The organism is Streptomyces sp. NPDC058008, from assembly GCF_042886395.1.
Classification (GTDB): Bacteria; Actinomycetota; Actinomycetes; order Streptomycetales; family Streptomycetaceae; genus Streptomyces.
In genome coordinates this window covers 45,937-57,997 of the sequence record NZ_JBHVQX010000027.1, presented here as the reverse complement: position 1 = coordinate 57,997, position 12,061 = coordinate 45,937, and the positions used below count along the sequence as shown (strand labels likewise).

12 protein-coding genes are annotated in these 12,061 nt (G+C 72.8%); 9 read left to right on the top strand and 3 right to left on the bottom strand.

Annotation, left to right across the window (positions count from 1 at the left end; genetic code table 11):
• Positions 1-245: 245 nt before the first annotated feature.
• From ACFVS9_RS25290 to ACFVS9_RS25260, 7 genes are all read left to right on the top strand, one after another.
• A complete protein-coding gene (locus ACFVS9_RS25290) occupies positions 246-1,130 on the top strand; it encodes a HipA family kinase (RefSeq protein ID WP_389935682.1) in 885 nt (294 codons plus the stop codon).
• A complete protein-coding gene (locus tag ACFVS9_RS25285; protein WP_383117403.1) occupies positions 1,127-1,510 on the top strand; it encodes a DUF3037 domain-containing protein in 384 nt (127 codons plus the stop codon). The genes ACFVS9_RS25290 and ACFVS9_RS25285 overlap by 4 nt, the downstream gene beginning before the upstream one ends.
• A 645-nt stretch (positions 1,511-2,155) precedes the next feature.
• The gene (gene fabG, locus ACFVS9_RS25280; protein WP_389935679.1) at positions 2,156-2,917 is read left to right on the top strand and encodes a 3-oxoacyl-ACP reductase FabG; all 762 of its coding nucleotides are present in this window, start codon (positions 2,156-2,158) and stop codon (positions 2,915-2,917) included.
• A 22-nt stretch (positions 2,918-2,939) separates the two neighbouring features.
• Entirely contained in the window at positions 2,940-3,695 is a 756-nt protein-coding gene (locus ACFVS9_RS25275; protein ID WP_383117401.1) for an SDR family oxidoreductase, read from the top strand.
• 118 nt (positions 3,696-3,813) lie between these two features.
• Positions 3,814-5,394 (top strand): ABC transporter substrate-binding protein, encoded by a 1,581-nt coding sequence (locus ACFVS9_RS25270; RefSeq protein ID WP_383117400.1) that lies wholly within the window; start codon positions 3,814-3,816, stop codon positions 5,392-5,394.
• Between the two features lie 90 nt (positions 5,395-5,484).
• Entirely contained in the window at positions 5,485-6,204 is a 720-nt protein-coding gene (locus tag ACFVS9_RS25265; protein ID WP_383117399.1) for a uracil-DNA glycosylase, read from the top strand.
• A 75-nt stretch (positions 6,205-6,279) separates the two neighbouring features.
• Positions 6,280-6,774 carry a hypothetical protein gene (locus tag ACFVS9_RS25260; protein ID WP_389935676.1) on the top strand — a complete coding sequence of 165 codons (495 nt, stop codon included), beginning with the start codon at positions 6,280-6,282 and terminating at the stop codon, positions 6,772-6,774.
• 141 nt (positions 6,775-6,915) lie between these two features.
• On the opposite strand, the gene ACFVS9_RS25255 is transcribed toward ACFVS9_RS25260, so the two are convergent.
• Positions 6,916-7,551 (bottom strand): TetR/AcrR family transcriptional regulator, encoded by a 636-nt coding sequence (locus ACFVS9_RS25255; protein WP_389935673.1) that lies wholly within the window; start codon positions 7,549-7,551, stop codon positions 6,916-6,918.
• A 78-nt stretch (positions 7,552-7,629) separates the two neighbouring features.
• Between ACFVS9_RS25255 and ACFVS9_RS25250 the strand changes: the two genes are divergently transcribed.
• Positions 7,630-8,841: an FAD-dependent monooxygenase gene (locus ACFVS9_RS25250; protein ID WP_383117396.1), complete on the top strand. Its 1,212-nt coding sequence runs from the start codon at positions 7,630-7,632 to the stop codon at positions 8,839-8,841.
• 32 nt (positions 8,842-8,873) lie between these two features.
• Positions 8,874-9,779, top strand: coding sequence for a Gfo/Idh/MocA family protein (locus ACFVS9_RS25245; RefSeq protein WP_383117422.1), 906 nt, complete (start codon positions 8,874-8,876; stop codon positions 9,777-9,779).
• On the opposite strand, the gene lnt is transcribed toward ACFVS9_RS25245, so the two are convergent.
• Positions 9,703-11,331, bottom strand: a complete 1,629-nt coding sequence (gene lnt, locus ACFVS9_RS25240; protein WP_389935670.1) for an apolipoprotein N-acyltransferase — start codon at positions 11,329-11,331, stop codon at positions 9,703-9,705. The genes ACFVS9_RS25245 and lnt overlap by 77 nt on opposite strands.
• A 91-nt stretch (positions 11,332-11,422) precedes the next feature.
• Complete coding sequence (locus ACFVS9_RS25235; RefSeq protein ID WP_383117394.1) at positions 11,423-11,893, bottom strand: nuclear transport factor 2 family protein; 471 nt, start codon at positions 11,891-11,893, stop codon at positions 11,423-11,425.
• Between the last annotated feature and the right edge of the window lie 168 nt (positions 11,894-12,061).

Genomic DNA, 12,061 nt, shown 5'->3' with positions numbered 1-12,061 from the left:
GTGACCCCGCCCCGAGGGTGATCGGCCACTCCTCGTCGCCGATCACCCTCGGTTACTATGCTCACTTCATGCCGGAAGCCGGTAGCGAGGGGCGCGGCATCAGCGACGGTCTGCTGGGGGAGCGGGGAGACCGGCTTGCCAGCCCCCCGAGTCTCCCCGGTGCCGTCGACCGGTGATTCCCGCCTCTGCGCCCGGGAGAGGCCGTCCGTGGACTGTAAGGCTGAAAAGATGGGTGGCCTGGGAAAGTGTTGGAAGAAGTAGTAGCAACCCGCTACGTCACGCCTTTGCGTGAGGGCGGTTCGCTCCCCGGGATCGTCGAGGCCGACGATCTCGGTACGTACGTCATGAAGTTCACCGGAGCGGGGCAGGGCCGCAAGACCCTGGTCGCGGAGGTCATCTGCGGAGAGCTCGGGCGGCGGCTCGGGCTGCGGGTGCCCGAGCTGGTGACCATCCAGCTCGACCCCGTCATCGGGCTCGCCGAGCCGGACCAGGAGGTGCAGGAGCTCCTCAAGGCCAGCGCCGGGCTGAACCTCGGGATGGACTACCTCCCCGGCTCCCTCGGATTCGACCCGCTCGCCTACGAGGTCGGCCCGGCGGAGGCCGGAAGGGTCGTCTGGTTCGACGCGCTGATCAACAACGTCGACCGGTCGTGGCGCAACCCCAACATGCTCGTCTGGCACGGTGAACCGTGGCTCATCGATCATGGCGCCACCATGATCTGGCACCACAACTGGCCGGGTGCGGCGGCCTCCGCGGCCAAGCCCTACAACGCCTCTGACCACGTCCTCGCCCCGTTCGGGCCGGACATCGCGGCCGCGGCCGCCGAGCTCGCCCCCCTTGTCACGGAGGACCTGCTCACCGAGGTGACCGCTGAGGTGCCCGACGAGTGGCTGGCCGGTGAACCGGGCTTCGAGGACACGGACCAGCTGCGCCGCGCGTACGTGGAACCCCTGCTGGCACGCGCCGCGACCATCCACGAGCGCGTCCTCCTGGAAGCGCCCACGCGGACACGGCCCTCCCAGGCCCCCGGGTGGCTCACCGACCACCTGACCGCCTGGCCCCACCCCACCAAGAAGGACCGCGACGCCCGGGCGGGCGCCGGACGCGGCAGCGAGGACGAAGGCCGATGAGCGAGCGCGATGTCTTCGAGTACGCGGTCCTGCGCGTCGTGCCGCGCGTCGAGCGCGGTGAGTGCTTCAACGCGGGAGTACTGGTCTACTGCCGGGCGAAGTCCTTCGTCGCCGCCCGGACCCACCTGGACGAGCACAAGCTCAAGGCCCTGGACCCGGGAGCCGACGTGCCCGGGGTACGGGCCGCCCTGCGGGCGGTCGAAGGCGTCTGCGGCGGGGGTGAGGAGGCGGGCCAGGCGGCCGGTGACGACGCCGGGCGGCGCTTCCGCTGGCTGATCGCCCCGCGCTCCACGGTCGTCCAGCCGGGAGCGGTGCACAGCGGTCTGACCACGGACCCGGCCGCCGAGGTCGAACGGCTGCTGGACCTGTTGGTGCACTGAGCCAGGACCGGTGCCGCCGCCGGGATCGCGGCGCTACCGGTCCGGTCCCCGTGCCGTCACCGGGATCACGGCGGGTATCGGTCTCTGTGCCCCCGACGGGAACGCGGCGGCACCGACCTCTGTGCCCCCGCCGGGATCACGGCGGCACCGCCCCCCGTCCCTCCGACGGGAACGCGGCGGCACCGACCTCTGTGCCCCCGCCGGGATCACGGCGGCACCGACCTCTGTGCCCCCGCCGGGATCACGGCGGCACCGACCTCTGTGCCCCCGCCGGGATCACGGCGGCACCGCCCCCCGTCCCCCCGACGGGAACGCGGCGGCACCGACCTCTGTGCCCCCGCCGGGATCACGGCGGCACCGGCCCCCTGTGCCCCCGCCGCGAACGCGGCGGCACCATCCCCCGTGCCTCCCCGTGCCTCCCCGTGCCTCCCCGTGCCTCCCCGTGCCCCCCCGTGTCCCCGCCCGGAATCGCGGCGGTGCGGCGGCGCCGTCCGGTGTGACATGAGACCGCGCCCCCGTGTGCCGTTGACACCGGGTGCCAGGGCTTCTAGCGTCTCGTCTGCTGAAGGTACTAAGCGGTTGCTCAGTTATCGGGACCTTCCTGACGTCCGCTGAGCCGCGATCCAAGGGCGAGGAGAACCAAGCATGTCCACCACCGAGCAGCGCGTCGCCATCGTGACGGGAGCGGCACGGGGCATCGGCGCCGCCACCGCCGTACGCCTGGCGGCCGAGGGCCGCGCCGTCGCCGTACTCGACCTCGACGAGGCGGCGTGCAAGGACACGGTCGAGAAGATCACCGCCGCCGGGGGCAGGGCCCTGGCCGTCGGCTGCGACGTGTCGGACAGCGCCCAGGTGGAGGCCGCCGTCGCGCGGGTCGCCGCCGAGCTCGGCGTACCGACGATCCTCGTCAACAACGCGGGTGTGCTCCGCGACAACCTGCTCTTCAAGATGAGCGAGTCCGACTGGGACCTCGTGATGAACGTGCACCTCAAGGGCGCGTTCCTGATGGCGAAGGCCGTCCAGTCGCACATGGTGGAGGCCAAGTTCGGCCGCATCGTGTCCCTCTCGTCCTCCTCGGCCCTGGGCAACCGGGGGCAGGCCAACTACTCCGCCGTCAAGGCGGGCCTCCAGGGCTTCACCAAGACGCTCGCCAAGGAACTCGGCAAGTTCGGTGTGACCGCCAACGCCGTCGCCCCCGGCTTCATCGTCACGGAGATGACCGCCCAGACCGCGGCGCGCGTGGGCATGGGCTTCGAGGAGTTCCAGGCCGCCGCCGCCACGCAGATCCCCGTACAGCGGGTGGGGCACCCCGAGGACATCGCCAACGCCATCGCCTTCTTCACCGGTGACGACGCCGGTTTCGTGTCCGGGCAGGTCATGTACGTCGCCGGCGGACCGCTCAACTGATCCCGGAAGGGCAACGGACACCATGACAGTGCAGGACAGTGGCAAGGTCGCGCTCATCACGGGCGCGAGCCGGGGCATCGGCTACGGCGTCGCCGAGGCGTTCGTCGCCCGGGGGGACCGGGTCGTCATCACGGGCCGCGGCGAGGACGCCCTGAAGGAGGCCGTCGAGAAGCTCGGTGCCGGCCGCGCGGTCGGCATCGCGGGCAAGGCGCACGACGAGGCGCACCAGGCCGCCGCCGTGGAGCGGGCCATGGAGGCGTTCGGCCGGGTCGACTACCTGGTCAACAACGCGGGCACGAACCCCGTCTTCGGGCCGATGGCGGATCTCGACCTCAACGTCGCCCGCAAGGTCTACGAGACCAACGTGATCTCGGCGCTCGGGTTCGCCCAGCAGACCTGGAAGGCGTGGCAGAGGGAGAACGGCGGGGCGATCGTCAACATCGCCTCGATCGCGGGCGTCTCCGCGTCACCGTTCATCGGCGCCTACGGCATGAGCAAGGCCGCCATGGTCAACCTCACCCTCCAGCTGGCGCACGAGTTCGCCCCGGTGGTGCGGGTCAACGCCATCGCCCCGGCGGTGGTGAAGACCAGGTTCGCGGAGGCACTGTACGAGGGCCGTGAGGCCGAGGCGGCGGCGGCCTACCCGCTGGGCCGGCTCGGGGTCCCGCAGGACATCGGGGGCGCGGCGGCGTTCCTCACCTCGGAACAGTCCGGCTGGGTCACGGGACAGACGCTCGTGGTCGACGGCGGTATTTTCCTCAACGCGGGCGTGGCCTGAGCGAGGCCCGCGCCGATCCGGCCCTTCTTGATCAAGTGCCCTGCCGGGCCTGCGGATTGGCCCGGTGGGGCACTGCGGTATGGTCTGCCGACCCCAAGGCCGATCGAGGAGCGTGCACGTGTTCTACCGGGCCAGTCTGCAGGCCTCTGCAGCCCTTGTTTCCCTCTCTCTGCTGGCCGGCTGCGGTCTGCTGTCCGACAGCAGTTCCCAAGCGGACCAGCGGATATCGGTCGGAACGACGAGCTCGCCCTCGACCCTCGACCCGGCCGCTGCCTGGGACGGCTCCTGGGAGCTGATGAGGAACGTCTTCCAGACCCTCGTGAGCTTCCCGACCGGCAGTACGAGCCCCGAGCCCGACGCGGCGGAGGAATGCCGGTTCACGGACTCCACGAGCATGGCCTACCGGTGCACCCTGCGGTCGGGCCTGAAGTTCTCCGACGGGGAGAAGATCGACGCCGCGGCGGTGAAGTACTCCATCGACCGGATCACGAAGATCAAGGTCAAGGGCGGTCCGGCCGGACTGCTCGGATCCCTCGACCGGGTGGAGACCAAGGGCGAGGACACGGTCGTCTTCCACCTGGCCAAGGCGGACGCGACCTTCCCCTTCATCCTCGCCACCCCCGCGATGTCGATCGTCGCCCCCGACGACTACCCGGCGGACAGCCTCCGCGAGGACGGCAAGGTCACCGGTTCCGGGCCGTACGTCCTGGACTCGTACGAGCCGGGCAAGAAGGCCGAGCTGACCAGGAACACCGGTTACAAGGGGTTCGCCGAGCGCAAGAACGAAGCCGTCACGATCCGTTACTTCGACGACTCCGCCCCCATGGTGGAGGCGCTGAAGAACAAGGAGATCGACGCCACCTACCGCGGCCTGACCGCCGAGGAGGTCATCGGCCTGGAGGACAACAAGAAGGACAACAACGGTCTGCAGATCGTCGAGTCGGTCGGCGCCGACATCCGCTTCCTCGTCTTCAACCCCAAGGACCCGGCCGCCGGAAAGCTCGCCGTCCGCAGAGCCATCGCCCAGCTGGTGGACCGTGACGCCCTCGTCGCCAAGGTCTACCAGGGAACCGCCGAACCGCTCTACTCCATGGTCCCCAAGGGCATCGCGGGACACGCCACCAGCTTCTTCGACACCTACGGCGACCCGGACGTGGGCAAGGCCGGAGCGCTGCTCGCCAAGGCGGGGATCACCGAGCCGGTCAAGATGACCTTCTGGTACACCACGGACCGCTACGGTTCGTCGACCGCACCCGAGTTCGCTGAGCTGAAGCGCCAGCTGGAGGAGTCCGGCCTCTTCAGGATCACGCTGAAGAGCGCGCCGTGGAAGTCCTTCCAGGAGGGCTTCAACAAGGGCGACTACCCGGTCTTCGGGCGTGGCTGGTTCCCCGACTTCCCGGACCCCGACAACTTCATCGCCCCGTTCGTGGGCCAGGACAGCGTCACCGGCACCCCGTACCGGTCCGACGAGATCACCCAGGAGCTGCTGCCGACCTCCCGCAAGGAGAGCGACCGTGGCGCCGTCTCCGAGGAGTTCAAGCGGGCCCAGGAGATCCTGGTCAAGGACGTGCGGCTGCTGCCCCTGTGGCAGGGCAAGCTGTACGTGGCCGCCGGTGAGGACATCGGCGGCGGCGAGCGGGCGCTCGACCCCCAGACGGTCATGCAGATGTGGGAGCTGTACCGCAAGACCAGCTGGTAGGGGAGCGGAAGCGGGCTCGGCGGGGCCGTTGTCAGTGGCCCCCGGTAGGTTCTGGAGTCAAGAACCGATTGCTTACCGGAGGTTGTGGACGTGACCGACACCGACCTGCTGCCCGAGTCCTGGCGCGGCGTCCTCGGCGAAGAGCTGCGGAAGCCCTACTTCAAGGAGCTCACGGACTTCGTCGAGGAGGAGCGCGCCAAGGGCCCGGTGTACCCGCCGCGCGAGCAGGTCTTCGCCGCCCTGGAGGCCACACCGTACGACCGGGTGAAGGTGCTCGTCCTCGGCCAGGACCCGTACCACGGTGAGGGCCAGGGCCACGGGCTGTGCTTCTCGGTCCGGCCCGGTGTGAAGACGCCGCCCTCACTGCGCAACATCTACAAGGAGATGAACGACGAGCTCGGCCTGCCGGTCCCGGACAACGGGTATCTGATGCCGTGGGCCGAGCAGGGGGTCCTCCTGCTCAACGCGGTGCTCACGGTCCGCGCCGGTGAGGCGAACTCCCACAAGGCCAAGGGATGGGAGAAGGTCACCGACGCGGTGATCCGCGCGGTGGCCGACCGCCCCGACCCCGCCGTCTTCGTCCTCTGGGGCAACTACGCCCAGAAGAAGATCCCCCTGATCGACCAGGACCGCCACGTGGTGGTCAAGGGCGCCCACCCCTCGCCCCTCTCCGCCAAGAAGTGGTTCGGCTCGCGTCCGTTCACCCAGATCAACGAGGCCGTCGCCGCGCAGGGCCACGAGCCGATCGACTGGCGGATCCCGGATCTGGGCCTCGGCACGACCCGGGCGAAGGCCGCGGCCCGCGCCTGAGCGGGATTGCCGGTGGCTGCGGCTAGCGTCTGAGCGACCGGAACAGGCCGGGCGGTGATCAGGGAGACCTCTGTAGTGGAGCAGCGGGAAATGCCGGGGGACGCCGTCATGACCAGGATCGGCCAGGCGGTCATGCTGCTCCACGCGGGGGACAGGGAGGAGGCGCGCAACCGGTTCGGGATCATCTGGTCCGAGATCGGTGAGCGCGGCGACGCCCTGCACCGCTGCACCCTCGCCCACTACATGGCCGACACCCAGGACGATCCCGGCGACGAGCTGGCCTGGGACCTCCGGGCGCTCACGGCGGCGGAGGGCCCGGCGGGGGAGGCGGCCACCGGTCCGGACGCCGAGCGTCGCGACGCCACCGCCGTGCGGGTCCTCGTCCCGTCGCTGCACCTCGCCCTGGCGGGGGACTATCTCAAGCTGCAGCGCTTCGAGGCCGCCCGGGTCCACCTGGACCGGGCGTGGGACGCCGTCGGAGTGCTGGAGGACGACGGATACGGCGGAGGGGTCCGGTCCGCCATCGGGCGCATGGAGCAGCGCATGCGCCCCACCGCGTCCGGGGAGTGACCCGGCCGGCCCCCGGCCGCGCGGTCGCGGGCCGGCCACCCCTCCGCCACGGCGTGCTCTGCGGCGTCGCGGGCGGGTCGGTACCGTTCCTCCGCCCTCATGGCGGCACCGTCGCGCACCGGTGACCGACCGGTCCGGGCTTCAGCCGGGCCCCGGGCCGAGCATGCCCCGCAGCAGTTCGGAGCAGCCCGTGCGCAGGTCGGCCTCCGTCGGGACGGCCTGGTTGTAGGACCCCACGGCGCACGCGAACATCATTCCCTCCGCCCAGGCCACGACCGACAGCGCGTGGCGCTCCGGTTCGGCCGACCCGGCGGCGCTCATCAGCGCGACCAGCGGTTCGCGGAGCCCCTTGCCGGCCTCGTCGTACAACGTGCGGAGGCCGGGGCGTCGGGTGGCCTCCAGGGCCAGTTCGTAGCGGCACACCAGGAGTTCGGTGCTGCCGGTCAGATACCGGTGCAGGGCGTGGGCGAGCCCCGCGGCCATCTGGTCGGGACCGCCTGCCGCGCGGAGCTCCCCGGGGATGAGTACCCGCCCCTCGAGCTCGGCGAGCCGGCGCACGGTGACCTCCAGGAGGGCCTCCCGGGTCCGGGCGTGGTTCGACGTCGACCCCTGGGGGAGCCCGGCCCGCTCGTCCACCGCCCGGTGGGTCAGGCCCCTCATGCCGCGTTCCGCGAGGAGCGCCAGCGCCGCGTCGGCGATCAGACCCGCACGGGGCCGCCCCGGCGGACGGGCGCTTCCCCGGGGCGCGGCGGGCGGGGGTGCGGAGCGAGAGGACATGGGCCCAATCTACCGCCGCGACTACAGCTGTAGTACGGTGAAGGGGAACTACAGGTGTAGTGACGAGGAGGGTCGGTCATGGCGACATCCCGAGCGGTGGTCATCGGCAGCGGGATCGGCGGACTCACCGCCGCCGCGGCGCTGCACCGGAGCGGCTGGCAGGTCACCGTGCTGGAGCGCGCCGCGTCACTGGAACCCGTCGGCGCCGGCATCAGCCTCGCCCCCAACTCCCAGCGCGCCCTCGACGTCATCGGGCTCGGGGACGAGGTCAGGTCCCTCGCCGCCTGGCAGGGCGACGGAGGCATGCGCACACCGTCGGGCCGCTGGCTCGCCCGCACGGACAGCTCCGCCGCCGCCGAGCGGTTCGGCGGGCCGCTCGTGCTGCTGCACCGGTCCGCACTCGTCGACCTGCTCCGCGCCCGGCTCCCCGGGGACGCCGTGCGGACCGGCGCCCAGGCGCACCTCGTCACCCCGGGCCGGGCCGACGGCCCCCGGGCGGTGGTCAGGACACCCTCCGGCGACATCGAGGCCGACCTGGTGATCGGCGCCGACGGCATCGGCTCGACGGTGCGCGGCACGCTCTTCCCCCGCCATCCCGGCCCCTCGTACAGCGGCTTCACCACCTGGCGGGTGCTGGCCCCGGGGCACGGCCGCACCTTCAGCTCGCACGAGACCTGGGGCCGCGGGGCGCTGTGGGGCAGCCACCCCCTCAAGGACGGCGGGATCTACGCCTACGCCGCGGCGGCCGTCCCGGCGGGAGTCCGGGCCCCCGACGACGAGAAGGCGGAGCTGCTGCGCAGGTACGGCGACTGGCACGACCCGATCCCCGCGATCATCGCCTCGGTCGCACCGGACCAGGTGCTGCGCCACGACGTCCACCACCTGGCCGACCCGCTGGACTCCTTCCACCGGGGCCGCACCGTGCTCGTCGGTGACTCCGCGCACGCCATGGTGCCCAGCCTCGGCCAGGGCGGCAACCAGGCCATCGAGGACGCCGTGGTGCTCGCCCACCACGTCACGCCGGGCGGCGACCTCGGCGAGGGCCTGGCGGCCTACAGCGCCGCCCGGGTTCCCCGTACCACCGCGATGGTCCGCAAGGCGGCCCGGGTCTCCCGGATGACCGGCCTGGCCGGCGGGCCCGCCGTCGCCCTCCGGAACGCCCTGATGTCCGCCGTCTCCCGGCTCGGCCCCGGGCTCGTCCTGCGCACCTTCGACGGCATCTGCGACTGGCGGCCACCGCAGCGCACGTATGCTGCCGGGACCGGGGAAGGGCGGAGCGCGCGACCGTGACAAGGCCCTGGTCGGAGCGACAGGGAGAACTCGTGAAGGTCGGCTGCATCGGGCTCGGCGACATCGCGCGGAAGGCGTACCTGCCGGTGCTGACGGCCCTGCCCGGCATCGAGACGCATCTGCAGACGCGCACCCCCGCCACGCTGGCGGCGGTGGCCGCCGCCCACCGGATCCCCGCGGCCCAGTGCCACGAGGACCTCGGCTCCCTCCTCGCCCAGGGGCTGGACGCCGCCTTCGTGCACGCGCCGACCGCGGCCCACGCGGAGATCGTCGGCCGGCTCCTCGAAGCGGGCGTCCCGACGTACGTCGACAAGCCCCTCGCCTACGAACTCGCCGACTCGGAGAGGCTGGTGGACCTCGCCGAGGCACGCGGGGTCTCCCTCGCCGTCGGGTTCAACCGCAGACTCGCCCCGTCCTACGCGCAGTGCGCCGAGCACCCGCGCGAGCTGATCCTGCTCCAGAAGAACCGGGTGGGCCTGCCCGAGGACCCGCGCACGATGGTGCTGGACGACTTCATCCACGTCGTCGACACCCTGCGCTTCCTGGTCCCCGGACCCGTGTCGGGCGTGGTCGTACGGGCCCGGATCGCCGACGGGCTCATGCACCACGTGGTGCTCCAGCTGTCCGGGGACGGATTCACCGCCATCGGCATGATGAACCGGCTCAACGGGTCGACGGAGGAGATCCTCGAGGTCTCGGGCCAGGACACCAAACGGCAGGTGCTCAACCTCGCGGACGTCGTCGACCACAAGGGGCAGCCGACCCTGAGGCGGCGCGGCGACTGGGTGCCGGTCGCCCGCCAGCGCGGGATCGAGCAGAGCGTCCTGTCCTTCCTGGACGCGGTGCGGTCGGGAGAGGTGCTCAGCGCCCGGGACGCCCTGGAGACCCACCGGCTGTGCGAGCGCGTGGTACGCGACGCGTCGGAGCAGGCGTCCTGAGGGACCGCAGCCCCACCGCACCGAGGAAGGCGGCCAGGACGGCCAGGGCGCCGTACACCGGCCAGGCGCCGAGCCGCACGTACAGGGTGGTGCCACGGGCGAGCGGCACGTCGTACACCACGGCCCCGCTCGCGTCCGTGCCGAGCCACGTCCCCACCCGCTCACCCCGGGGGCCGTACACGGCGCTCACGCCCGTCAGCGTCGCGTGCACCATCGGGCGGCCCGTCTCGGCCGCCCGCAGCGCGGCGAGCGAGGCGTGCTGCGCGGGGGCCCAGCCGTTCTGGAACGTCGAGGTGGACGACTGGGCGACCAGCACCCCGGCCCCGTCCCTCGCCAGCTGACGGCTCATGTCGGGGAACGCCGACTCGAAGCAGACCAGCGGGCCCACCCGCGGCCCGCCCGGCAGGTCCATCACCACGGGGCCGGCTCCGCGCAGCCGGTCCTCTCCCGCGGCCTTGCCCACCGAGGTCGCCCAGCCCAGCAGGGCCCGCGCCGGGACGTACTCGCCGAACGGAACCAGCCGCATCTTGTCGTAGCGGTCCCCGGTCGGGCCCTGCGGGCCCACCAGCACCGCGGACTTGTAGATCCCGCCGCGACCCGGACCGTCCACGCGCCTGGCGTCCATGTTGACCAGCACGTCCGACCCGACCAGCCGGGACAGCGCCGTGATCCGGTCCGCCGTCACCCGGCTCCTGGAGAGATCGACGCCCACGCTGCTCTCGCCCCACACCACGAGGTCCACGCCCTGACCCGCCAGACCGCGGGTGAGTTCCTCGCCCCGGGTGAAGCGGCGCTCGACGCTGCCGGGGCCCTCGACGACACCCGGCTGCACCACGGCGATCCTGGCGGTACCGGCCGGCTCGGGCCGGGGCGCCCAGAGCGTGGCCGCCCCGGCGCCGAGCGCCACCGCCGCGAGACAGGCGGTCGCGGCCGCACGGGCCGGCGGGACGGCGACCAGCAGCGCCACCGCCGTGTTCACGGCCACCACACCCAGGCTGACCAGCCATACGCCTCCGGCCGAGGCGACCCGCAAGGCGGGCGGGACCTCCCACTGGCTGGCGCCCAGCAGCCCCCACGGTCCGCCCAGCCCCTCCCAGGAGCGGACCAGTTCGATCATCAGCCAGCCCGAGGGCACCACCGCCACGGCTGCCACGGAGCGGCGGACGGACGGCGAGCCGCCCAGGAGCCGGGCCACCAGCAGGCCCCAGGGGGCCCAGAGCAGTCCGAGCAGCGCGGCGAGCACCACGATGAAGACATGGAGGCTCGGCATCAGCCAGTGGTGCACGGCGAGCATGAACCCCATGCCGCCGAGCCAGCCGTCGGCCGCCGCCCGGCGCCCCGACCCCGCCGAGCGGATGAGCAGCAGCCAGGGCACCAGGGCGACGTAGGCGAGCCACCACAGCGACGGCGCGGGGAACGCCAGGGCCGGCAGGGCACCCGCGCACAGGGCCACGGCACCCCGCCCGTAACGGGACCGCAGCAGCCGCCCGGCCGGCCGCGCGTCCGCCCGGTCCGTGCGCCCGGCCGGAACCCGCCCGCCCCGCATCGGCATGCGTGTCCTCCTCGCCCGTCCTGTGCCTGGTCCCAGTGTGGTGCAGAAGATCAGCAGCGCACAGGGGGCGTGCCGGGGTGCGTACGCGGCATCAGCCCGCTGCGGTCCCGGGCGCGTGGCGCCACGTGCGGTGCGCCGTGACGGTCCGGATCAGCCAGCCCGTGTCCGTCCGCCGCAGTCCGAAGACGTACCGGCCGCCCGTGACCAGGGCCGGGGCCGTCCGCCCGTCCCAGGGCTCCCGGCCCGCCGGGCTCAGATAGTCGGCCCGCACCCGCGCGAGGTCACCCGGGTAGCCGCCCAGGTCCTGGAGGTCGAGGCGCCGGTTGACGATCAGGTGCTGGCGGACGGGGAGCCGCCGCACGCTCTCCGCCAGCCACCCCGCCGCCTCCGCCGCCGGCCCCTCGGCCCCGCCCGCGCCCCGGTAGTCGGCGTGCCCGTCCGGGGTGAACAGCGCGCCGTACTCCTCCCAGGCGCCGTCGGACACCGCCACGGCGTAGTCGGTGATCACTGCGTCGATGGAGAGCCGGTCCATCACCGTCGCGAGAGCCACGCGCTGAGTCATCGCCCAAGTCTCGGCCGTCGGGAGCGGCACGCCAAGGGCCGCGGCCCCCCGGGGGGGGCGGCGGCGGGGCGCGGGCGGGCCGGGGGGCCCCGGCCCCGGGCCGCCCCGGGCGCCCCCCCCGCCCCCCCGACGAAATGCCCGCCACAGGGGGAGCACGCAAAAAGAAAA

Excerpts from the sequence above, each read along its gene's own strand:
- ACFVS9_RS25235 (WP_383117394.1), bottom strand. The coding sequence starts at position 11,893 with ATGACTCAGCGCGTGGCTCTCGCGACGGTGATGGACCGGCTCTCCATC.
- ACFVS9_RS25275 (WP_383117401.1), top strand. The coding sequence starts at position 2,940 with ATGACAGTGCAGGACAGTGGCAAGGTCGCGCTCATCACGGGCGCGAGC.
- ACFVS9_RS25255 (WP_389935673.1), bottom strand. The coding sequence starts at position 7,551 with ATGTCCTCTCGCTCCGCACCCCCGCCCGCCGCGCCCCGGGGAAGCGCC.
- lnt (WP_389935670.1), bottom strand. The coding sequence starts at position 11,331 with ATGCCGATGCGGGGCGGGCGGGTTCCGGCCGGGCGCACGGACCGGGCG.
- ACFVS9_RS25285 (WP_383117403.1), top strand. The coding sequence starts at position 1,127 with ATGAGCGAGCGCGATGTCTTCGAGTACGCGGTCCTGCGCGTCGTGCCG.
- fabG (WP_389935679.1), top strand. The coding sequence starts at position 2,156 with ATGTCCACCACCGAGCAGCGCGTCGCCATCGTGACGGGAGCGGCACGG.
- ACFVS9_RS25250 (WP_383117396.1), top strand. The coding sequence starts at position 7,630 with ATGGCGACATCCCGAGCGGTGGTCATCGGCAGCGGGATCGGCGGACTC.